Source organism: Maribacter hydrothermalis, assembly GCF_001913155.1.
Lineage (GTDB): Bacteria > Bacteroidota > Bacteroidia > Flavobacteriales > Flavobacteriaceae > Maribacter > Maribacter hydrothermalis.
This window is the reverse complement of record NZ_CP018760.1, coordinates 2,075,743-2,097,736: the sequence shown is the minus strand read 5'-3', so window position 1 is coordinate 2,097,736 and position 21,994 is coordinate 2,075,743. Positions and strand designations below refer to the sequence as shown.

The window sequence follows — 21,994 nt, the reverse complement described above, 5'->3', positions numbered from 1 at the left end:
ATAATGAAAATCTCTACAAATCGAACCCAAGGTTCACCCCTAGTTTCTTAGCAATCAATTTATTTATTCTAGTCTTTAGTTCTGGAATACGTACCGAAGACAACACATTATTTGCAAAGGCATACATTAATAAGGCTCTTGCTTCTTTCTGTGGAATACCTCTGGTCTGTAAATAGAAAAGGGCATCTTCATCTAACTGACCTATAGTACAACCGTGAGAACATTTTACATCATCGGCAAAAATTTCTAATTGCGGCTTTGTATTAATGCTTGCTTTATCACTAATTAAAATGTTATTGTTCTGCTGAAAAGCATTTGTCTTCTGAGCAATTTTATCTACAATAATCTTACCATTAAAAACACCTGTAGAGGCATCACCATAAATTCCTTTATAATCTTGGTGACTTTCGCAATTAGGCTCAATATGATGCACTAAAGTATGGTGATCTACATGTTGTTTTTCACCTAAAATAGTCACGCCTTTCATGGTAGAATCTACATACTCCCCATTTTGATAGAAATTAAGGTTATTACGCGTTAATTTACCCCCAAAAGAAAAGGTATGTACCTTAACAAGACTCTTGTCTTTTTGGTCTATATAGGTATTATCGATCAACGATGCTGTAGGAGCATCATTCTGAATTTTATAAAAATCAACAATAGCACTTTTAGCCGCGAATATTTCAGTTACGGCATTCGTAAGTACTTCGTTAGATGTTAAACTTTGGTGACGTTCAATAATTTGAACCTCGGCATTTTCTTCAACAACGATTAAATTTCTTGGTTGCAATAAAAGTGATGCCTCGTTCCCTGTAGAGAAATGCAAAATCTCAATAGGTTTTTTAGGCATTTTATTCTTTGGGATATAGATGTATGCCCCTTCTCTACTGAACGCAGTGTTCAATGTAGTTAACGACTCCTCTTTAGATGCTATTTTATTAAAATATACATCGATAACCTGCTTGTACATAGGTTTTGTCAACGCCGAACTCATTAAGCAAATGTCTACCCCATCGTGTGTAGTTTCAGATAAGTAAGAACTATAAATGCCATCAACGAAAACAATTTTATACGAATCAATTTCGTGAAGAAAATAGCGTTTTACATCTTTATATTCCAATGCATTTTCCTGTTTTGGAAAAATGCTAAAGTCTATTTTCTGTAAGCTATTTAATGATGTGTATTTCCAAGCTTCTTCCTTTTTAGAAGGAAACCCTTTTTCCTCAAAGTTTTTTATAGCCGCTGTACGAACATCGTGTACCGGATGCTCAACATCCACGTTGTTCTCAAACGCCATAAAAGAGGAAATCAATTTATCTTTTAAATCCATAATTTTTCAGTTGCTCATTTACAGTTACAGTTGGCAATTATAATCTTTGATTACCGCCACTGAATACTGTATACTTAATTACACCGCTGCTTCTTGCTTTAACCAGTCGTATCCTTTTTCTTCAAGTTCTAAAGCAAGTTCTTTACCGCCAGATTTTACAATTTTACCGTTATGTAAAACATGTACAAAATCAGGAACTATATACTCCAATAAACGTTGGTAGTGCGTAATTAAGATAACAGCATTGTCTTTACTTTTCAATTTATTTACTCCACCAGCAACAATTCGTAAAGCGTCAATATCCAAACCAGAATCAGTTTCATCTAAAATAGCAACTTTAGGTTCTAGCATTGCCATTTGAAAAATCTCGTTACGTTTTTTCTCGCCACCAGAAAAACCTTCATTCAATGATCTAGATAAGAACTTTCGGTCAATTTCCAATAATTCAGATTTTTCACGAATCAATTTCAACATATCCTTTGCAGGCATATCTTCCAAACCTCTAGCCTTACGCGATTCGTTAATTGCTGTTTTCATAAAATTGGTTACAGAAACACCAGGTATTTCAACGGGGTATTGAAAAGATAGAAAAACGCCTTTATGTGCTCTTTCTTCAGGAGAAACATCTTCTAAGTTTTCACCACTCAATTCTATTGAGCCTTTTGTAACCTCAAAATTTTCATTACCAGCAATAACAGAAGCTAATGTACTTTTACCCGAACCGTTAGGGCCCATTATTGCATGTACTTCACCCGCTTTTATTTCAAGGTTAATTCCTCTTAATATTTCTTTATCCTCTACGCTAGCATGTAGATCTTTAATTTTCAACATAATATGTTACTTTAAATATTCTGGTGCCTTAGGCATTTTATTAAAATCTTCTTTTGAATGTTGCATGATAACCCTAGCATTGTTTTCTTTCGCTAATGCTTCGAATTCAGTCATACTATTTAATGTTTGTTCCACATTAAAATTAAAAATAGGAACACCTCTGTTCTCCCTATTTTCATATAAATGATACAAATCCCCGGTTAGTAATACGGATCCAGTTTCAGCTAAATCTAAATACAACACTTGATGCCCAGGTGTATGTCCCGGCATAGACTTGATAATTACCGTGCCATCTCCAAAAACATCATGTTCTCCGTTGAGTTGTTCCGTTACGGTCAATTCTTTTATTGCGTTGTACAAATCAGCATTATTCTTCTGTGCTTCTTCACTAGTAATAAAATCATATTCGTTTTTTTGAACCAGCCATGTTGCATCTTTAAAAACATTTGCATGACCGCTATGATCAAAATGAGTATGAGACAAAGCAATATATTTAATATCGGCTGGAGACATTCCTATGCTTTTCAATTGATTTACAACAGAGTCTTTTCTAGATACCGTAAATGAACCACTAGGTTCAGTATAAGGTTCTCCCATTGCAATTAAACCTTCAGGTAAACCTGCATCCCACATTAAATTTCCTTTCGGGTGACTAATAACATAAAAAGGATCAGCAAATTCTTTTGTTTGTCCTTGATAGGTTGTATCCTGAGAAAATAATTCTAAATTATTAACCATCACCGTACCACCATCAAAAGTGTACAGTTTTACTTCTGGCTTTACCACCTCTATGGCAGCCGATGAATCTTTAGATTCCTTTTTGTTTTCCTTACAACTAAATGCTGCAAAAAGAACTGTTATGATTAATACGTTTTTTATCATCATTTTAATGATTTGTTTAACCAACAGAACCCTCTAAACTAATTTCCAATAATTTTTGCGCTTCTACTGCAAATTCCATTGGTAATTTATTGAGTACTTCTTTACTAAAACCATTTACAATTAATGCAATTGCTTTTTCCGTAGGTATACCTCTTTGGTTACAATAGAAAATTTGGTCTTCCCCTATTTTACTAGTGGTCGCCTCATGCTCTATCATAGCACTTTTATTCTTCGCTTCTATGTAAGGAAAGGTATGTGCACCACATTCATTACCCATTAACAATGAATCGCATTGAGAGAAGTTACGGGCATTTTCGGCACGACTATTTACCTGTACCAAACCACGATAACTATTTTGCGATTTACCTGCAGATATACCTTTAGAAATAATAGTACTTTTAGTATTCTTACCAAGATGAACCATTTTAGTACCTGTATCTGCTTGTTGATAATTATTTGTTACCGCAATAGAATAAAATTCACCTATGGAATTATCTCCTTTTAAAATACAAGAAGGATATTTCCATGTTACTGCCGAACCCGTTTCAACTTGTGTCCAAGACACTTTAGCGTTCTTTTCGCAAATGGCTCTTTTAGTAACGAAGTTATAAACACCACCTTTACCATCTTTACCGCCCGGGAACCAGTTTTGAACGGTAGAATATTTTATTTCCGCACCATCTAAAGCTATGAGCTCTACCACGGCTGCATGCAATTGATTTTCATCTCTTGATGGAGCAGTACACCCTTCTAAATAACTAACATAACTGTCTTCATCGGCAATAAGCAATGTACGCTCAAACTGACCTGTACCAGCCTGATTGATTCTAAAGTAGGTAGAAAGTTCCATTGGGCAACGTACCCCTTTTGGGATATAGCAAAAAGATCCATCTGTAAACACGGCTGAATTTAAAGCAGCGTAAAAATTATCGGTCTTTGGTACTACTGTACCCATATACTTTTTCACCAATTCCGGGTGCTCCTTTATAGCTTCGGAAATAGGCATAAAAATAATTCCTTTTTCTGCTAAAGTTTTTTTGAAAGTAGTTGCCACTGAAACTGAATCGACAACAATATCAACTGCTACGTTTTGCAGTTTCTTTTGCTCATCAATTGAAATGCCCAGTTTACGATACATTTCTAACAAATCTGGGTCTACATCATCCAACGTTTTATTAGGATCTGCAGATTTTGGTGCAGAATAATAACTGATTTTCTGGAAATCTGGTTTTTCATAATGTACGTTTGCCCAAGTAGGCTCTTCCATATTTTTCCAAATTTTAAAAGCCTCTAAACGCCAAAGTGTCATCCACTCTGGTTCTTCTTTTTTCTTGGATATGGCGATAACAATTTCCTCGGTTAAGCCAATTGGAAATGTATCCGATTCTATATCTGTATAAAAACCATATTCATACTCCTTGGTTTCCAGTTCTTTCTTTAATTCTTCTTCTGTATATGCCATATGTTATAGTTAAAAAGTAAAAAGCAAATGAGTTAAAAAATACTCAAACAGCCCTTTACATATTTAAAACTTCACTTAATTTTTACAATGAAAAACTCTCACCGCAACCACACGTTCTTTGGGCATTTGGATTATTAAAAACAAATCCCTTTCCGTTAAGTCCGCCAGAGTATTCTAAAACCGTACCTACTAAATACAAAAAGCTCTTTTTGTCTACAATAATTCGTACGTTATTGTCTTCAAAAACCTTGTCTGCATCATCTTTTTTATTATCAAAGTTTAGTTCATAAGACAACCCACTACAGCCTCCGCTTTTAACTCCAACACGCACATAATCCGTTGTGGCATCAAAACCTTCTTCTGTCATTAGGTTGATGACTTTCTGTTTGGCCGTTTCTGATACTTGAATCATAATTAACTAGATTTAATCTAAATAGTTTACAAATATACGTCATAAGTAGGTTTTTACCATGGAACCTAACATTATTATAACGTATACATTGATAGAGAAATACTATTCCTGTAATAAGTCTTATTATTTAATCTTTAGAAGAATTAAATCTGCTTTTCCTTTAGAAGTCAAGGTTTGAAAGTCTGTACTTGTAGATTCCCCAATTACGACGATGCTTCCGTCTGCATTTTCGAGTAGGTCGTGTCCAAAATCTAAACCTGATCCACCAAAAGATTTTTGCCAAACTAAGGTGCCGAATGAGTTAGTTTTCACCACCCAAATATCGTTTTCACCATAATTTATAGTGCTGAACTTATCATCACTTTTTGTATTACCAGTAATTAAGAAACCTCCATCTTTGCTTTGAACAACAGCTTGCGCCAAATCGAATTGACTACCGCCGTAGGTTTGTTCCCAAATTAAATTACCATCCTCATCTAGTTTTATCATCCACATATCAGACCCTCCATGGTTTAGTAAAATATCCCCATTTGTACTAAAAGTATTCCCTACTACAACAAAACCATTATCCGCTGTTTTAGCAATATCATAAGATACTTCAATACCTTCACCACCATATGATTGTTCCCAGAGTAAATTACCAAAAGTATCTACTTTTACTACCCAAAAATCATAACTTCCATTGGTATTACTAATGTCAAAATCGTTACTTTCAGTAAAGCCTGCCATTACATAACCTCCATCATTTGTTTGAACCACACTGTGGGCCCTGTCATTATTGGTTCCTCCAAAATAGCCTCGCCATTGTACTTTACCGTCTTCATCAATTTTTGTACCCCAAAATTCTCCTACTCCATGACTTGTTAATGAATTACCCTTTTCAGTGTTCCCATCTGCCCTTGCAGAAGTAATGTCCAGAAAACCTGTGAAAAAATAACCTCCTTGTGTTGCTTCAATAATGTCGTACGAATGGTCATGTCCCGAAAAACCATAACTACTTTCCCATTCCAACACGCCTTGAGCATTTAATTTTAAAATCCAATTGTCATGAAAGCCTTCATTATTTGTAGCATCGCCGTCACTACTCATGGCATAACCCGTTAATATATATCCACCGTCGCTTGTTTGTGCTAAACTTTGTCCAATATCATCTTTACTGCCACCGTAGGTTTTATTCCATTTTAAATTAAAATCCTTGTCTAATTTCAATAACCAGTAGTCATTTTCTTCTTCATTTTTTGTTAACACATCCCCGTTAATACTACCGGTATAGCCTAAAATTGCATAACCACCATCAATAGTTTTGATTATAGCTTGTGCGCTGTCATCCTGGTTACCTCCAAAATTCTTTATCCAATCTAATTCGCCTTTAAATTCGGTGCCCAAACCTTCCATAACCACTTCAGCATCTTCTTTTGCACACGAAAAGAGAATACAAAAAAGTAGTACTAGAAGTATATTTCGCATAATTAATTAGATTTTTGGATAATGAAAAATCCGCTATTGATATCGCTTATCACAATTTTACCACTTTCATAATAGGGGTAAACACTCCATACACCCGCAAATTGAGTATTATTATTTGAAGGATACGTATCAAAAAAAGCTTTTTCGGTTACCGTTTTATTTTCAATATTAGAAATATCTAAAACCCGAACCCCAGCCGTATAATTCGCCAAGAAAAACTCATTTTCTAAAACATAACCATTGTGATCTATGGCATTTGTAGGCCCAGAATAGGTATGATGTAACACTGGATTGTTTAAATCTTCCATATTAAAAATAAGGGTACGTGTTCTAAATCCTTGTCTAACCTCATCTAATTCATCACCTAAAATAAAATAACGATGATCTTCTGTAAACCAACCTTGATGCGTGTATGCAATATTTGGATAAGGTAACGTTGCCAAGGTTACCGGTGCATCTTTATTTGAAATATCTACAACAACAACTTGATCCTCATTTGCCCCTACAAATATTTCGGAGCCAACATAATTAACATCTGGCCCATTATAGGTAATTACCTGAGCATCATGTGTATAGCCATTTAATCCCCAACCACCATCAAGTAGCGGTACCGTAGGGTTCTGAAGATTTAAAAAATGTACTCCTCCATTATACTGATCATCTCTATTTGTACCTACCGGATAAGCGTACCCGCTATTTTCATTTATAACGATATTATGTGCATTACCAATTGCGGTATACCGACCATTAGCAGTAAACGCTTCTGGAGGATTATTTACGTTTCGTAATTTTTTTAAGTCGAATACCTGTACACCATGGTCATTAGCCTCAGATACAATATACGCATAATCATCGTAAACTTTTACATCTCGCCACGAGCTTGAACTCGTTGCTGTAGGCAGTTTTCCCAAATAAACTGGTTTTATGGCATCAGAAATATCAATAAAAGCAGTGCCGTTATCAAGACCCATAATAGCATATTCCTTTCCAGTTGTGGCATCCGTCCAACCCCAAATATCATTTGCCTCGTTAGCTGAAAATACGCTCAAAGGAATAGCAGCAACAAGATCATACCCTTTACATGGGTATATACCGGCAAACCCGTTCTCGCATGGCACTATAGAATTTACATTTTGGTTATAAGGTGACGTTTCTTCCATTTGGTCCTCCAGTTCGTCTTCTACACTAGCATCAGAACTGCAACCAAAAATCAAAATAAATGTTAAAAACCACAACGCATTTTTCATGCAATCTATTTATATTCAATACCTAAAGATAGTAATTGCTTTTTTTGATTAATAACAAATCTTCGAATAGCTATATATATTTGTGTGAATTGAATTATCTTCAAGTCTAAATCGACTAATTACTAAACAACAACACCAAATGTCAAACAAAAAAACAGAATTAAACAAAAACACCCGTAGGAAATTTATGAAAAATACCGGTATGGCGGCAGCCGGATTTATGATCGTACCAAGACATGTTTTGGGTGGCCCAGGTTTTATTGCTCCAAGTGATAAATTAAATATTGCAGGTATAGGTGCCGGTGGTAAAGGACAAAGTGATATTGCCTCCTTTGCTGAAAGTCCTAATGTAAATATCGTATCCCTATGCGATGTTGATGATAGACAAGCAATTACTTCAAGAGAAGCCTTTCCAAAAGCCAGTTATTTTAATGACTTTAGGGAAATGCTTGACAAAGAAGGTAAAAATATAGATGCAGTATCTGTATCTACACCGGATCACAATCATGCAGTTGCCGCTTATCAGGCAATGTCTATGGGCAAACATGTATATGTTCAAAAGCCATTGACGCATGATATTTGGGAAGCAAGAATGTTGACCGAAGCAGCAAAAAAATTCCAAGTGGTTACACAAATGGGTAACCAAGGTGGATCTGGTGACGGTGTTCGTACCATGAAAGAAATTTATGATACGGGTATAATTGGTGAAGTACACACCGTAAAATGTTGGACGAACAGAGCTATTTGGCCTCAAGCATTACAAACACCAACAAAAAAAGACCGCGTACCAAAAGGTCTGAATTGGGATCTTTGGTTAGGGACTGCTCAAATGCGAGATTATAATGATGCCTACCTACCATTTGATTGGAGAGGTTGGTCAGATTTTGGAACAGGAGCCCTGGGCGATATGGCCTGTCATATTATGGACCCGGTGTATAGAATATTACCAATATTATACCCAGATACTGTAGAATGTAGTGTATCCGATTCCTTCAGCGGAAATTTCCAATATAAAGATTACCCGAAGAGTTTCCCGAACTCTAGCAAAATACATCTAAGCTACCCTAGAACGGATGGTAAAGGAAAAATAAAAGTGACTTGGATGGATGGAGGGTTGCTTCCTGAAAGACCTGAAGAATTAGGAGATGACGAAGCTCTAGGAAACTGGGATGGCGGCGTACTTTTCATTGGAACTAAAGGAAAATTAATGGCAGATTGTTATGGTGCAAATCCACGTTTGTTACCGTTAACCTTAAACGAACAATTTGAAGTAGAACAAACTATTGCACGTGTGCCAGAAGGTCACTATTTACAATGGGTAAACGCATGTATGGCCGGTTACGGAAATGCAGAAACCAGTTCTTCTTTTGATTATGCCGGACCATTTACAGAAAGTATATTAATTGGAAATTTAGCTTTAAAATCATATTTCGAAGTAGATCCTTCAGTAGAAAATCAAAGTTTCTGGGGTGGTGGAAAGCAATATCACGGAAGAAAACGTTTACAATGGGATGCAGCTAATATGAAAATTACCAATTTTGAACCTGCAAATAAATATGTGAAACGCACTTATAGAGATGGCTATTCCTTAGGATAGGCACCAAACATTTTTATAAATTTAATTATAAACCCAAAGCTTAAAAGCTTTGGGTTTATTTATTCCATACATCTTATTTTACTTCTTATTTTTGCATCATGCTAGAAGACAAGAATAAAGAAAACACATCTTTAGAAAAACTAGGTGAGTTTGGTCTTATTGATCATCTTACGAAAGATTTTAAAATTTCCCAAAAATCAACATTAAAAGGAATTGGAGACGATGCTGCAGTTTTAGATTTTAAAAACAAAAAAACTGTAATCAGTACAGACCTATTAATTGAAGGCGTTCATTTTGACCTTGCCTATATGCCTTTAAAACATTTGGGCTACAAAGCTATCATGGTAAACCTATCCGATATATATGCGATGAATGCCATGGCTACACAAATAACCATTTCTATTGCCGTTTCCAATAGGTTTCCTTTAGAAGCATTAGAGGAATTGTACGCTGGTGTTGCTACGGCATGTAACGCTTATAATGTTGATTTAGTTGGTGGCGATACAACTTCCTCCAAAACCGGATTAATGATTAGCGTAACAGCTATTGGTGTAGCAAATGATAAAGATATTGCCTATAGATCAGGAGCGCAGCCTAATAATCTTTTGGTTGTTTCAGGTGATGTTGGCGCTGCTTATATGGGTCTACAAGTTTTAGAACGAGAGAAAGAGGTTTTTAAAGTTAATCCGAATAATCAGCCAGATTTAGAGCCCTATTCATATATAGTAGAACGGCAGCTAAAACCGGAAGCTCGTAAAGATATTACCGAACTTTTGAAAAAATTAGATGTCCACCCAACAGCCATGATTGATATTAGTGACGGCCTTTCATCAGAAATTTTACATTTAAGTAAAAGCAGTGGAATTGGAATAGACCTATATGAAGATAAAATTCCATTGGACCCAACGGTAATTGCCGCTTGTGAGGAATTTAAAGTAGATAGTACACTTGTTGCTTTAAGTGGAGGTGAAGATTATGAATTGTTGTTCACTATAGACCAAAAAGAATTCCCAAAAATAAAGGGCAATCCAAACTTAACCGTCGTGGGGCATACTACGGGTGAAGGCGAAGGAGCTTTCTTAATTTCCAGGAACAATGCAAAAATTCCGTTAACCGCACAGGGCTGGAATTCATTTACCGATTAGATAATTACTATGCAACTTGTTGCGTAGCCGTATGTCTTCTTTGGTAAATATGCTCTAAAGTTCTGTTGATATCTTGTAATTCGGGTGTTAGTGCGGCAAGATTTCCACTAACATCTGTTGTTACTTGTTTTTGGCAGTGAATGCATTTGTACTCTTTAATATGTGAAGTCACTTTTTTTGAGACTGAATAATGATGTCCAAAAATGTTGCAGAATATTTTTTTCATGTTGTAGGTTTTATTACTGGTTTTTCAATTTGGGCAATCGATAAAACGCGATTAAAAATTTTAGTTTAAAAAATATAGAAAATTGATTACTCATTCTTTCGTTCGGTTAATGTACTCTATATTAGCAGACTGCACTAGTATTTGTTGCAAGAGCTACTTAACCTGTTGTCAATTGACTTTTTTATGGTGTCTTACAAAATCAAAAACTTAAGCTTGTCAATAATTTCATATTCTTTCACTTAATTTGCAGCCATGTTAAAGAAGAAAGAAATCTTTGTAACCGCCTTTGCTCTGTTCTCCTTATTTTTTGGAGCTGGTAATTTAATATTACCCTCATTATTAGGTTTTAACGCAGGAAATCAATGGTTAATTATAACTATCGGATTTAGCATATCTGCAGTAATTATACCCATACTAGGTATTCTGGCACATGCAAAATTACAAGGCACACTTATTGATTTTGGAAAAAAGATTTCTCCAACATTTAGCGTAATCTATGCTTTTTTAATTTACAGCATTTCGATTACATTACCTAGCCCAAGAACAGCTTCGGTTACCCATGAAATGGCAATACAGCCCTTTTGGGATATTTCTTCATGGTTTACCAGTAGTATTTATTTTGGATTAGTGTTGGTCTTTGCTATGAACCGTTCTAAAATATTAGGAATACTAGGTAAAATTTTAACTCCCGCTATTATTCTGATTCTTCTTTTGGTTATAGGAATTACCGTTTTTTCTTTTTCATTTGATTTTGGAACTACAACAATCACTAGTCCGTTTACTAATGGAATTTTAGAAGGTTACCAAACATTTGATGCTATTGGAGCAGTTGTTGTCGGCGGAGTTATTATTATTTCTATTAATTTAAGGCACAAGAACGCTACATACGAAGACAAAAAATCATTAATTCGTAGTGCCGGATGGTTAGCTGGTTTAGCCCTTTTTCTAATCTATTTAGGATTAATACTTTCAGGGGCCTTAGTACATGATAATTTTGATGCAAATACGACAAGAACCGCATTACTCTCTGGCCTAACCATAAATAGCTTAGGTACTATTGGCAATTTCTTTTTAAGCATTTTAGTAGGTGTTGCATGTTTTACAACCGCAGTTGGTATTGTAACGGGAACAGCAGATTTTGTAAGATCAAGATTCAATGACTCTCAATTGGCATATACCATTACTGCTATTACAGGAAGTATTTTAGGCGTACTGATGGGGCAATTTAATGTTGGCTATATCATTGCAGTTGCTCTGCCGGCTTTAATGTTCATTTACCCCATTACCATTATTCTAATTCTACTAAATGTTACTCCTGAAAAATATGCCTCCCCTTTGGTCTTTAGAGCGGTTACTATAGTAACATTCATTTTTAGTATTCCTGACTTTTTAGGAAGCATCAATACGGTTGATATTGCTAAAGACACCTTCTCTTGGATTCCGCTTCAACCATATAGTTTGGGTTGGGTGTTGCCGGCTTTTTTGGTCTTTGTTATTACAAACGTGCTAACCCAGAAAAAGCCAAATAGCATTTAATTAGTTATTCTGTATTCCTTCGATTTTTAGAATAATAATAAAAAGCGTAAGCTATTAAAACCAACACTACAAAAGGAAGGTAGGTACCAATAGCTATACCTATTTCATAAGAATTATCAGGCGCTTCTTGAATTTTCTTCTCAATCTCAGAAGCATCTTGAATCAATACTAAGAACCTCATATTCTAAAATTCTATTTCTAAACTTATAGGACAATGATCACTACCCATAACCTGATCATGAATTTCGGCTGATTTCACTTTGTCCCAAATTGACTCACTTACTAAGAAATAGTCTAAACGCCAACCTACATTACGTTCTCTTGCGCCACCTCTTGCACTCCAAAAGGTGTATTTATCAAAAGTCGTAGGGTGCAACTTTCTAAAACTATCTACCAATTTCACTTCGTTCAGCATATGCTCAAATCCGTCAATTTCAACTTGGGTAAATCCTGATGTTTTATTGTAATTACTTTTCGGGTTTGCCAAATCGTTCTCGGTATGTGCTACATTAAAATCGCCCGTAATAATCAAAGGTTTCGATTTAGATAACTCCTTTAGGTAGTTGGTAAAATCTATATCCCATCCGGCACGGTAATCCAAACGTTTTAATCCGTTACCACTGTTAGGAATGTACACGTTGATTAAATGAAAATGTTCAAACTCAGAATGTGTAATCCGTCCTTCCAAATCATGTACTTCAATACCCATGTCCTTATTAAACTTCACAGGTACTTGTTTAGATAAAATTCCAGTTCCAGAATATCCTTTTCTTTCAGCGCTATTACTGTAAAGTTTGTAATCGGTAATATCTTTCAATGCTTCGGCAACCTGATCATCTTGTGCTTTTGTTTCTTGAACACAAAATACATCTGCATCAAAATCTTTAACAACATCCTCAAAGCCCTTTTTTACAGAAGCCCTTATTCCATTAACATTCCACGAAACTAATTTCATTTTCTGGTATTATTTATTCATTAATTCTTCAATCTCATCTGCCTTAATAGGAATATTTGCCATTAAATTAAACGGTTCTCCCTTTTCCTTAATAACCACATCGTCCTCTAAACGAATACCCATATTTTCAGCGGGTATATAAATTCCCGGTTCTACGGTAAATACCATATTTGCTTTCATAGGTGTTTTCAATGCACCGTAATCATGTGTGTTTAATCCAATATGGTGACTAGTACCATGCATAAAGTACTTTTTATAAGCAGGCCAATCAGGATTTTCATTTTGCACATCGGCCTTATCCAATAACCCAAGTCCTATTAATTCTGAAGTCATTAATTTACCACACTCTTTATGGTATTCTGCCCATAATGTGCCTGGCACTAACATTTTGGTCGCATCATCTTTTACTCTTAAAACGGCATTATAAACCTCTTTTTGGCGTTTAGTAAATTTTCCGTTTACAGGTATGGTTCTGGTTAAATCACTAGAATAGTTAGCATATTCTGCAGCAACATCCATTAAAATCATATCCCCATTATTACACGGCCTATTATTTTCTAAATAGTGAAGCACATTGGCATTGTTCCCAGACGCAATAATTGGTGGATAAGCAAAACCTTTAGATCTATTTCTAACAAATTCATGCAGCAATTCAGCTTCAATCTCATATTCCATTACTCCCGGTTTTACAAAACCAAGCAGCCTACGGAATCCTTTTTCAGTGATATTACACGCAGTTTGCATAATAGTTAGTTCCTCAAGCTCTTTAACTCCTCTAATTTCCTGAAGTATAGGATTACTCTTGGCAACCTTATGTGCAGGATACTGATGTTTGTATTTTTCAATAAAACGGTCTTCACGCGTTTGCGTTTCTACCGCTTGTCTGTAATGCTCGTTGGTATTAAAATATATAGTATCGGCTTCGGTCATTAAATCGAAGAAAATTTTATCGAACTCCTTCAGCCAACAAATAGTTTCAATGCCGGAGACTTCAGTAGCTTTTTCTTTGGTCAGTTTAGCACCCTCCCAAATGGCAATATGTTCGTTTGTTTCACGAACAAAAAGAATTTCGCGATGTTTCTTATTAATAGCATCAGGAAATAAAACCAAAATAGTTTCTTCTTGATCAGCTCCAGATAGGTAAAAGATATCTCTATGTTGCTCAAAAGGTAAAACACTATCAGCACTTATTGGGTAAATGTCATTAGAGTTAAAAACAGCAATGCTTTTTGGCTGCATGCGGTCCATAAACTTTTTACGGTTCTTTTTAAATAAGGAGTTAGGTATTTGATCGTATTTCATGAATTTCTATTTTGATATAAAATTACGCATTAAGTCTTGTATCCTTAAAATTTAGGAGATAGAATTATAAGATTAACAACTTGTAAAGCATCTATTATTTGTAACTAAATAGCTAACTTGTATGCTTCAACCAAAAACAAACAACTAATGAAACAAATTGCTTACTTATTAATAGGCGTACTATGCCTACAAGCTTGTACAGAAACAAAAAAAGAAGAATCACAAGCTGAATTATTTTCACGCATTGATACCGAAATAAAAGCAAACTCCAAAGGATATAGTTCTTTAAAAGAAGCAACAGAAACCATTGGACATAGATTAACAGGTTCCACTAACGGAGCCAAAGCGGAAGAATACACGTATAATAAATTTAAAGAATTCGGCTTTGAAGATGTAGCCTACCAAACTTTTGAAGTGGAAGCTTGGGCAAGAGGTGAAGTTTCCTTACAAATTAACGATGAAGATATTAAAGTCGTAACTCTAGGGCACTCTCCCATTGAAGCAAACGTTACAGGCGAAATAGTAGATATGGGCAATGGTTTAGATGCAGACTATGCAGCAAACCCAGGCGCCGTGAAAGGAAAAATAGCCTTAGTCTATATTTCTATTTTACCAAATAGTGAGGAAGGTCTAAGTAATTTACACCGTAGTGAAAAAACCGCTTTAGCCATTAAATATGGTGCAATTGGTATCATTATTATAAACCAAGTTGACAATGGTGTTTTATTAACGGGTACGGCTTCTGTAACAGGCGAGTTAATTCCGATTCCAGCTGTGTGTATTGGTAAGGAAGACGGTATGGCGTTGAAAGAAACTTTGACATCTAAAAAAGCTACGGCCAAAATAGACATGAACAATTCTAGTGATGTTATAAAAGCAAGAAACGTAGTTGCAACATTACCTGGAACAGAAATTCCGCAAGAGGAAATTGTCATTGGCGGACATTTAGATTCTTGGGATTTAGCCACCGGTGCTATTGATAATGGTATTGGGTCATTTGCTGTTTTAGATATTGCAAGAGCTTTTAAAGCAAATAACCTTCGTCCAAAACGTACCGTAAAATTTGTAATGTTCATGGGAGAAGAACAAGGGCTTCTTGGCTCTAAGCACTTAGTTAATGAAGCCATTAAAAATAATACTATCGAAAACATTAAATACATGATGAATTTAGATATGTCTGGCAACCCAATTGGTATGAATGCTGGCGGTAAGTTAGATGATGAAAAATTCTTTACAGATTTAGGTGCTGCTATTCAACAACAAGATACTATCTACCAAAATACTTTTTCTAACAAATCTGGTTTACATAGCGATCACCAACCGTTTATGTTAGAAGGTGTTCCAATTTTATCTGTACACAGTAATCTGGACCGTTCAATTTATGGCTGCTACCATTCCGATTGCGATGATTTCAATTTGGTAAACGAAGACCACATGAAAAACACAGCTCGTTTTGGTACCATGATGCTTTACGCAGTAGCGAATGCCGATAAATTACCAGCAACCAAAATGGATAGCGAAACTACTAAAGAGTTTATGATCATGAATGACCTAAAAGAGAAATTGATTATTGGTAACGACTGGAAATGGGAAGAGTAGTTTCAATTAAAAAAACAATAGTAAAGCAGGGTATTGTTCCCGCACTACTCTGCTTTTCCTTCTTAATAGGGTGTTCTCAACATGGTGAAGAAGTTCCTGTAGATTATTTTGATATTGTCCGTCCAGAATTTACGGGTCAGCTTGCATATGAGACCACTGATTTTGTAGAAGATTATTGGCGCGTAGTTGGCAATACAGGTTTTAATAAAACCATCTATCTCATAGCTGATAGTCTAAAAGCATCTGGATATGTATTGGAAGAAATTGCAAAGGACAGTGACCGGTTAACATACCGTATTGAAAAACGGGAAATGAATTATAATACTTGGGAGTCTGTATCTGCATCTTTACAAATTACAGGAGATACGGAACCCATACTTAAATCCAAAACAAATAGGAACATGACCTATTTAAACTCCCCCTCTACTCCCGAAAATGGAATTAAGGCTGAGGTACTATGGATAAAATCAAGTGAAGGTTTAGATTCTGCCAATGTAAAAGGAAAAATACTATTTACGGAAATGAGCGCACGCCGTTTGTATAAAACGGCAATAGAAAAAGGAGCAATTGGGATTATTTCTTATGACAATCCTAATTATTTACAACCAGAGAAAAATAAGACCTCCATTCAGTTTAGAAGTCTTCCGTCTCAAGATGATGGTGATTTTTGGGGAATTGCACTTTCCTTTGAAGCAAAAGAAAAATTGACTGCTCGTTTAGAAAAAGGAACTACAGATGTTTTGGTAAACATCCAAACTAAAAGATACCCATCTGAAGAACTTACAATTGTTGCCGATATAAAGGGAAGCGAATTGCCCAATGAACGTTTAGTATACAGTGCACACATTCAAGAACCTGGGGCAAATGACAATGCTACGGGTGTTGGCGCTCAATTAGAAATGGCTAAAATAGCTGCCAAATTATTTTCTGAAAAGAAAATAGAATTCAAACGAACCATGACTTTTTTATGGGGTGATGAAATTATTTCTACCCGAAGATATATCGAAGAAGATCCTGAACGTGCAAAAGGGATAAAATGGGGAATAAGTCTAGACATGGTAGGGGAAAATACAGCTGTAACAGGAGGTACTTTTTTGATTGAAAAAATGCCTGACCCAAGCGCTATTTGGACACGTGGAAAAGACAAACACAGCGAATGGGGTGGTGAAGTTTTAAAATTAGAGGATATGAAACCTCATTACCTCAACGATTTTATAATTTCGAAATTTAAAGAACAAGGTAAATATGCTAATTGGGTAGTAGAAACCAACCCTTTTGAAGGCGGCAGTGATCATACTCCGTTTTTACAAGCAGATATTCCAGGACTATTACTTTGGCATTTTACAGACCAATTTTACCATACGGATAATGACCGCATTGACAAGGTATCTCAAGAAACCTTAAAAAATGTAGGTACAACAGCATTGGTCAGCGGAATGGAATTAGTGAACTCCGGCACTCAATTTGCCTTAGATCAAGTTGTAAATTTGAAGCAGCGTGCCATCAATCGTTTAGAAAATGAATTTGAATTGAGTAAAAAAGCGGTAGAAAATGGTGAAGACCTTGAGGATGAAATTGTTCTTCTAAAAGCTTGGGAAGATTGGTATACAAAAGCCATTATTACGGTTAATGATGCCTTGCCAAAATCGGACAGTGCAGTAGAAAAAAATATAAGGGAAGCGAACTTATCAATTGCATCAAAAACAAAAGAATTGGTCGAGACTTTAAAAATGCCTTCTCAAAACTAATCAGTAACTTACCGTCAGCAGTATCAAAAACACGAAAATGAAACAATTTTACCTATTAGTATTCGCCAGTATTTCAATAGCATCGGCACAAATTCAACCTACAACAGCACAAAAAGTAGAAGAATCTTTAATAGCTAAACAAGCGATGGATGCCAATTCATTGGTAAAAAATATTCCTTTAAAAAATATTGGTCCGTCCGTAATGAGTGGTCGTGTAGTTGACCTAGCGGTAAATGAGGATAACCCCACGGAATATTATGTCGCTTATGCCTCGGGTGGATTATGGTATACCAATAATAACGGAACAACTTTTACGCCGGTTATTGACGAAACTCAGACTCAGAATATTGGTGATATTGCTGTACATTGGAAAAGTGGAACTATATGGGTTGGCACGGGAGAAAACAATGCTTCCCGTTCCTCCTATGCTGGAATTGGGATTTTAAAATCTACAGATAACGGTAAAACCTGGCAAAACATGGGTTTAATAGATTCGCACCATATTGGACGTATTGTTTTAAATCCAAATAACGCCAATGAAGTAACAGTTGGGGTGGCAGGTCACTTATATTCCCCTAATAGTGAACGTGGAATTTATAAGACAACAGATGGTGGTAAAACATGGAAAAACACCTTGTTTATAAATGATAACACAGGGATTATCGATGTAGCGGTTTCTCCAAATAATTTTAATATTCAATATGCTGCTGCTTGGCAAAAAGATAGAAAAGCATGGGATTTTATTGGAAATGGTAGTGGTTCTGGTATTTACAAAAGTTCGGATGCAGGTGCAACATGGTCTAAAATATCGACACCAACCAGTGGCTTCCCAACTGGTGAAGGCGTTGGTAGAATAGGCTTAGCTGTTTTTGATGATAATATTATTTACGCCGTTCATGATAATCAGTTTAGAAGAAATAAAGAAAAAGAGAAAGAAGAAAAACAAGAGGGTTTAACAAAAGATGATTTTAAATCGCTGTCAAAAGAAGAATTTCTAAATCTTAATGATAAGGAACTGAATGATTTTCTTAAAACAAATAATTTTCAAGAAAAATACCGTGCTGCCAATGTAAAGCAGATGGTACGTAGTAACGCGGTTAAACCAGTTGACCTTGCACTTTACCTAGAAGATGCAAATTCTTTACTTTTCGACACTCCGGTAATTGGCGCAGAAGTATATCGTAGTACTGATGGTGGAACAAAATGGGTAAAACAAAATAGTAACTATATAGATGACCTCTTTTATAGTTATGGGTATTACTTTGCCCAAATAAGTATAGACCCTAAAAATTCGGAGGCAATCTATGTATCTGGCGTACCCATAATCTCATCAAAAGATGGAGGAAAAACATATAAATCAATTAACGGGGACAATGTACACTCTGACCATCATGCCGTTTGGGTAAACCCTAATTTACCAGGGCATTTAATCAATGGAAATGACGGTGGTGTAAATACCAGTTATGATGATGGCGCAAGTTGGGTAAAAAATAATTCGCCTAACGTAGGGCAATTTTACGCCATTGCGGTAGATAATGAAAAACCATATAATGTATATGGAGGCTTACAAGATAATGGCGTTTGGATGGGACCACATAATGCCGAAGCAAGTACAGAATGGCACCAAACAGGACAGTATCCTTGGAAATCAATTTTAGGTGGGGATGGCATGCAAGTTCAGGTAGACGCTAGAAATGCAAATATCGTATATACAGGCTTTCAATTTGGAAATTACTTTAGATTAGATTTAGAAAATGACAAACGTACCTACATTCAACCAAAACATGAATTAGGAGAAACACCTTATCGTTTTAATTGGCAGACCCCAATTTTATTATCTTCTCATAATCAAGATATTTTATATATGGGCGGTAATAAGTTGCACCGTTCATTAGACCAAGGCGATACTTGGGAAACCATTTCTGGTGATTTAACTCAAGGTGGAAAAAAGGGTAATGTTGCTTTCGGAACTTTAGCTACAATTACTGAATCTCCCTTTAAATTCGGATTACTATATACCGGTAGTGATGATGGGCTTATACACCGAACAGATAACGGTGGTGGTAATTGGGAAAATATTTCCAAAAACTTGCCGCAAAATTTATGGGTAAGTAGAGTCGTAGCTTCTAAACATAATAAAAATAGAGTTTATGCTACTTTAAATGGGTATCGTTCAGACGATTTTACTTCTTACATATATGTTAGCGAAAATAAAGGCAACACGTGGAAGAGCATTTCTAACAACATACCTGCATCACCTGTTAATGTTATAATTGAAGACTCTGAAAACGAAAACTTATTATTTGTGGGAACCGATAACGGATTATACGCATCATTGGACAAAGGAGATTCATGGGAATCATTTAAAAATGGAATTCCGGCCGTTGCCATTCATGATTTAGTAATTCAGAAAGAAGCTAAACATTTATTGGTGGGTACGCATGGTAGAAGCATCTATAAGGCCGAAATAGCATCACTCCAAAACTTGACATCAGAAATCCTGAAAAAAGAGTTACATATTTATCCTTTAGAAAACATAAAGCATTCTATTAGATGGGGGAATTCATGGAGCTCATGGTCTAAAGCAAGTACTCCAGGTCTTGATATTACATTTTATTCTAATAGAGATGATGTTTATCAAGCAAAAATTAAATCTTCGGATGATATTATTGTGAGCGAAACTGAAATAACAGCCAATATGGGGTTGAACATTTTATCATATGACTTGGCCTTTACAAAGATTGGAAAGTTAAATTACCTTAAAAAACATAAAACAGAATTGAAACAGTCAGATAACGGTAGTACCTACTTACCAAAAGGCACTTACTTAGTAGAAATTACAGGAAATGGAACAAGTGAAAACGTCACTTTTGAAATAGAATAGCCTGATGAAGATTGTTGATTGGAACGAATTGCCAGATTTAGGGGTTAGCCATAACGAAGCCATTAAAAAAAGAACTTTAATAAATCGTGGAGAAATACCACAATTGATGATGTACGGGACCGCAGTTTTTAAACCTGGCCAACAAGTAGATCTACATAAGCATGACACTATGTTCGAGGTATTTCATATACAAACGGGCAAAGCAATTTTTACCATCTCAGGTGAAGATTATGAGGTCGGACCTGGAAATTGTATTACTATAGAACCTGGGGAAATACATGGACAAAAAAACCCATACCTAAAAGATGTAACTTGGACTTACTTTGGTATTGCTACAGATTAAAATGATATGGAACTAACTTTAGGAATACCAGCTTTACTTTTCCCTGCAATTTCTTTAACCATGCTGGCATATAACGCACGTTATTTAGCTATAGCGGCACTTATTAGACAATTACATCAAAAATTTCAAGAAACAGAATCCGAGTCAGTTAAATTACAAGTAAAAAAACTGAACAAAAGATTGACTATCATCAAAAATATGCAGGCGACAGCTATCTTTAGCTTTCTATTGGCGGTTATTACTATGGCATTGATATATTTAGAATTTTCAATTTTGGCAAATATTATTTTTGGAATTAGCCTTTTAGCACTTATGATTTCTTTAATTCTAAGCCTCATAGAAGTACAACTATCTACAAAAGCCCTTGCAATACAGTTAAAAGATATGGAGAAATAATAGCAACATATCATTCAAAGATTCCTAACTAATAATCTTACCATTCATCAATGTTTTTATAAGTTATTAGGTTAATATCCAGTTATTTTGCCGTCCGATAAACAGGATGGAAAGAATTCAAGAACTCGAATTAATTAATCAAGTAAACTACCTCGGGGCAAGCCCACGAGGCATTCGCCCGAAACGAACTTTTAATTTCGAGGCAAGCCTCGGGGTATTATACCCTTTTGGCGGTGCCAATAAAAGCAATCAGAGCATTCGAATTTGGAGTATTCTATTTCTTTAAAGGAGGTATCGTACTATCTGAAATACAAAAAGGGTTTCTTTTTAAATTGGATTTTGCCAAGAAAGCGGTATATGCCACCTAAGAAATCTATGATGATCATATTCAATTAATTTATATTGCCAATAGAATCAATAAATATCATGTAGCCCCTTTTTATTGGTTCAAGTTTCACAAAAACTGTTTAGACAAGGAACACATTGCTGCTGTTGGCGCTTTAAAAAACAATATATTCAGCTCAATACTGAAACAGGTAATTTTTCCAAAAAAAATTAAAAGATTTACAGATTTAGACAAAGCTGTAGATTGGGTCCTACATATTTCCAAAAAAACGGTCTAGCCTACTCAT

The 21,994-nt window shown here is 35.5% G+C and carries 19 protein-coding genes; 8 read left to right on the top strand and 11 right to left on the bottom strand.

Annotated features, from left to right (window positions below):
- Positions 1-13: 13 nt before the first annotated feature.
- The 7 genes from sufD to BTR34_RS08940 form a co-directional block, all read right to left on the bottom strand.
- The gene (gene sufD / locus BTR34_RS08970) at positions 14-1,330 is read right to left on the bottom strand and encodes a Fe-S cluster assembly protein SufD (RefSeq protein WP_068480372.1); all 1,317 of its coding nucleotides are present in this window, start codon (positions 1,328-1,330) and stop codon (positions 14-16) included.
- Between the two features lie 78 nt (positions 1,331-1,408).
- Positions 1,409-2,161 carry a Fe-S cluster assembly ATPase SufC gene (gene sufC, locus BTR34_RS08965; RefSeq protein WP_068480369.1) on the bottom strand — a complete coding sequence of 251 codons (753 nt, stop codon included), beginning with the start codon at positions 2,159-2,161 and terminating at the stop codon, positions 1,409-1,411.
- A gap of 6 nt (positions 2,162-2,167) precedes the next feature.
- Positions 2,168-3,046 (bottom strand): N-acyl homoserine lactonase family protein, encoded by an 879-nt coding sequence (locus BTR34_RS08960; protein ID WP_235843149.1) that lies wholly within the window; start codon positions 3,044-3,046, stop codon positions 2,168-2,170.
- A gap of 13 nt (positions 3,047-3,059) precedes the next feature.
- On the bottom strand, positions 3,060-4,505 hold the full coding sequence (sufB, locus tag BTR34_RS08955; protein WP_068480366.1) for a Fe-S cluster assembly protein SufB: 1,446 nt from the start codon (positions 4,503-4,505) through the stop codon (positions 3,060-3,062).
- Between the two features lie 82 nt (positions 4,506-4,587).
- The gene (locus BTR34_RS08950) at positions 4,588-4,917 is read right to left on the bottom strand and encodes a HesB/IscA family protein (protein ID WP_068480363.1); all 330 of its coding nucleotides are present in this window, start codon (positions 4,915-4,917) and stop codon (positions 4,588-4,590) included.
- A gap of 123 nt (positions 4,918-5,040) precedes the next feature.
- The gene (locus BTR34_RS08945) at positions 5,041-6,384 is read right to left on the bottom strand and encodes a hypothetical protein (RefSeq protein WP_068480360.1); all 1,344 of its coding nucleotides are present in this window, start codon (positions 6,382-6,384) and stop codon (positions 5,041-5,043) included.
- Between the two features lie 2 nt (positions 6,385-6,386).
- Positions 6,387-7,631: a choice-of-anchor B family protein gene (locus tag BTR34_RS08940; protein WP_068480357.1), complete on the bottom strand. Its 1,245-nt coding sequence runs from the start codon at positions 7,629-7,631 to the stop codon at positions 6,387-6,389.
- 139 nt (positions 7,632-7,770) lie between these two features.
- Between BTR34_RS08940 and BTR34_RS08935 the strand changes: the two genes are divergently transcribed.
- A complete protein-coding gene (locus tag BTR34_RS08935; RefSeq protein ID WP_068480354.1) occupies positions 7,771-9,228 on the top strand; it encodes a Gfo/Idh/MocA family protein in 1,458 nt (485 codons plus the stop codon).
- A gap of 98 nt (positions 9,229-9,326) precedes the next feature.
- Entirely contained in the window at positions 9,327-10,373 is a 1,047-nt protein-coding gene (gene thiL, locus BTR34_RS08930; RefSeq protein WP_068480351.1) for a thiamine-phosphate kinase, read from the top strand.
- A 7-nt stretch (positions 10,374-10,380) separates the two neighbouring features.
- Here the strand turns inward: thiL and BTR34_RS08925 are convergent, their stop codons facing one another.
- On the bottom strand, positions 10,381-10,599 hold the full coding sequence (locus tag BTR34_RS08925; protein WP_074472122.1) for a hypothetical protein: 219 nt from the start codon (positions 10,597-10,599) through the stop codon (positions 10,381-10,383).
- Between the two features lie 252 nt (positions 10,600-10,851).
- Here BTR34_RS08925 and BTR34_RS08920 point away from each other — a divergent pair, with 252 nt between their 5' ends.
- The gene (locus BTR34_RS08920; RefSeq protein WP_068480348.1) at positions 10,852-12,135 is read left to right on the top strand and encodes a branched-chain amino acid transport system II carrier protein; all 1,284 of its coding nucleotides are present in this window, start codon (positions 10,852-10,854) and stop codon (positions 12,133-12,135) included.
- 4 nt (positions 12,136-12,139) lie between these two features.
- Here the strand turns inward: BTR34_RS08920 and BTR34_RS18925 are convergent, their stop codons facing one another.
- Genes BTR34_RS18925 through BTR34_RS08910 form a run of 3 tightly spaced genes read right to left on the bottom strand, consistent with a single transcriptional unit; the run spans position 12,140 to position 14,392 of the window.
- Positions 12,140-12,316, bottom strand: a complete 177-nt coding sequence (locus BTR34_RS18925) for a hypothetical protein (RefSeq protein ID WP_197496113.1) — start codon at positions 12,314-12,316, stop codon at positions 12,140-12,142.
- Between the two features lie 3 nt (positions 12,317-12,319).
- Positions 12,320-13,090, bottom strand: a complete 771-nt coding sequence (locus BTR34_RS08915) for an exodeoxyribonuclease III (protein ID WP_068480345.1) — start codon at positions 13,088-13,090, stop codon at positions 12,320-12,322.
- Between the two features lie 9 nt (positions 13,091-13,099).
- Complete coding sequence (locus tag BTR34_RS08910) at positions 13,100-14,392, bottom strand: aminopeptidase P family protein (RefSeq protein WP_068480342.1); 1,293 nt, start codon at positions 14,390-14,392, stop codon at positions 13,100-13,102.
- Positions 14,393-14,539: 147 nt separating this feature from the next.
- On the opposite strand from BTR34_RS08910, the gene BTR34_RS08905 reads away from it, so the two are divergent.
- Genes BTR34_RS08905 through BTR34_RS08885 form a run of 5 tightly spaced genes read left to right on the top strand, consistent with a single transcriptional unit; the run spans position 14,540 to position 21,362 of the window.
- Positions 14,540-15,991, top strand: a complete 1,452-nt coding sequence (locus tag BTR34_RS08905; RefSeq protein ID WP_068481814.1) for a M20/M25/M40 family metallo-hydrolase — start codon at positions 14,540-14,542, stop codon at positions 15,989-15,991.
- Entirely contained in the window at positions 15,979-17,739 is a 1,761-nt protein-coding gene (locus tag BTR34_RS08900; RefSeq protein ID WP_082960088.1) for a M28 family peptidase, read from the top strand. Before BTR34_RS08905 ends, BTR34_RS08900 begins: the two co-directional genes overlap by 13 nt.
- Positions 17,740-17,776: 37 nt before the next feature.
- Positions 17,777-20,623: a VPS10 domain-containing protein gene (locus tag BTR34_RS08895; protein ID WP_068480340.1), complete on the top strand. Its 2,847-nt coding sequence runs from the start codon at positions 17,777-17,779 to the stop codon at positions 20,621-20,623.
- A gap of 4 nt (positions 20,624-20,627) precedes the next feature.
- Positions 20,628-20,966, top strand: a complete 339-nt coding sequence (locus BTR34_RS08890) for a cupin domain-containing protein (RefSeq protein WP_068480337.1) — start codon at positions 20,628-20,630, stop codon at positions 20,964-20,966.
- Positions 20,967-20,972: 6 nt separating this feature from the next.
- Positions 20,973-21,362: a DUF2721 domain-containing protein gene (locus BTR34_RS08885; RefSeq protein WP_068480335.1), complete on the top strand. Its 390-nt coding sequence runs from the start codon at positions 20,973-20,975 to the stop codon at positions 21,360-21,362.
- Positions 21,363-21,994: the final 632 nt, after the last annotated feature.

What these genes read in the sequence shown, in the direction of transcription:
- sufD (WP_068480372.1), bottom strand. Translation starts at nt 1,330, where the DNA reads ATGGATTTAAAAGATAAATTGATTTCCTCTTTTATGGCGTTTGAGAAC.
- sufC (WP_068480369.1), bottom strand. Translation starts at nt 2,161, where the DNA reads ATGTTGAAAATTAAAGATCTACATGCTAGCGTAGAGGATAAAGAAATA.
- BTR34_RS08960 (WP_235843149.1), bottom strand. Translation starts at nt 3,046, where the DNA reads ATGATGATAAAAAACGTATTAATCATAACAGTTCTTTTTGCAGCATTT.
- sufB (WP_068480366.1), bottom strand. Translation starts at nt 4,505, where the DNA reads ATGGCATATACAGAAGAAGAATTAAAGAAAGAACTGGAAACCAAGGAG.
- BTR34_RS08950 (WP_068480363.1), bottom strand. Translation starts at nt 4,917, where the DNA reads ATGATTCAAGTATCAGAAACGGCCAAACAGAAAGTCATCAACCTAATG.
- BTR34_RS08945 (WP_068480360.1), bottom strand. Translation starts at nt 6,384, where the DNA reads ATGCGAAATATACTTCTAGTACTACTTTTTTGTATTCTCTTTTCGTGT.
- BTR34_RS08940 (WP_068480357.1), bottom strand. Translation starts at nt 7,631, where the DNA reads ATGAAAAATGCGTTGTGGTTTTTAACATTTATTTTGATTTTTGGTTGC.
- BTR34_RS08935 (WP_068480354.1), top strand. Translation starts at nt 7,771, where the DNA reads ATGTCAAACAAAAAAACAGAATTAAACAAAAACACCCGTAGGAAATTT.
- thiL (WP_068480351.1), top strand. Translation starts at nt 9,327, where the DNA reads ATGCTAGAAGACAAGAATAAAGAAAACACATCTTTAGAAAAACTAGGT.
- BTR34_RS08925 (WP_074472122.1), bottom strand. Translation starts at nt 10,599, where the DNA reads ATGAAAAAAATATTCTGCAACATTTTTGGACATCATTATTCAGTCTCA.
- BTR34_RS08920 (WP_068480348.1), top strand. Translation starts at nt 10,852, where the DNA reads ATGTTAAAGAAGAAAGAAATCTTTGTAACCGCCTTTGCTCTGTTCTCC.
- BTR34_RS18925 (WP_197496113.1), bottom strand. Translation starts at nt 12,316, where the DNA reads ATGAGGTTCTTAGTATTGATTCAAGATGCTTCTGAGATTGAGAAGAAA.
- BTR34_RS08915 (WP_068480345.1), bottom strand. Translation starts at nt 13,090, where the DNA reads ATGAAATTAGTTTCGTGGAATGTTAATGGAATAAGGGCTTCTGTAAAA.
- BTR34_RS08910 (WP_068480342.1), bottom strand. Translation starts at nt 14,392, where the DNA reads ATGAAATACGATCAAATACCTAACTCCTTATTTAAAAAGAACCGTAAA.
- BTR34_RS08905 (WP_068481814.1), top strand. Translation starts at nt 14,540, where the DNA reads ATGAAACAAATTGCTTACTTATTAATAGGCGTACTATGCCTACAAGCT.
- BTR34_RS08900 (WP_082960088.1), top strand. Translation starts at nt 15,979, where the DNA reads ATGGGAAGAGTAGTTTCAATTAAAAAAACAATAGTAAAGCAGGGTATT.
- BTR34_RS08895 (WP_068480340.1), top strand. Translation starts at nt 17,777, where the DNA reads ATGAAACAATTTTACCTATTAGTATTCGCCAGTATTTCAATAGCATCG.
- BTR34_RS08890 (WP_068480337.1), top strand. Translation starts at nt 20,628, where the DNA reads ATGAAGATTGTTGATTGGAACGAATTGCCAGATTTAGGGGTTAGCCAT.
- BTR34_RS08885 (WP_068480335.1), top strand. Translation starts at nt 20,973, where the DNA reads ATGGAACTAACTTTAGGAATACCAGCTTTACTTTTCCCTGCAATTTCT.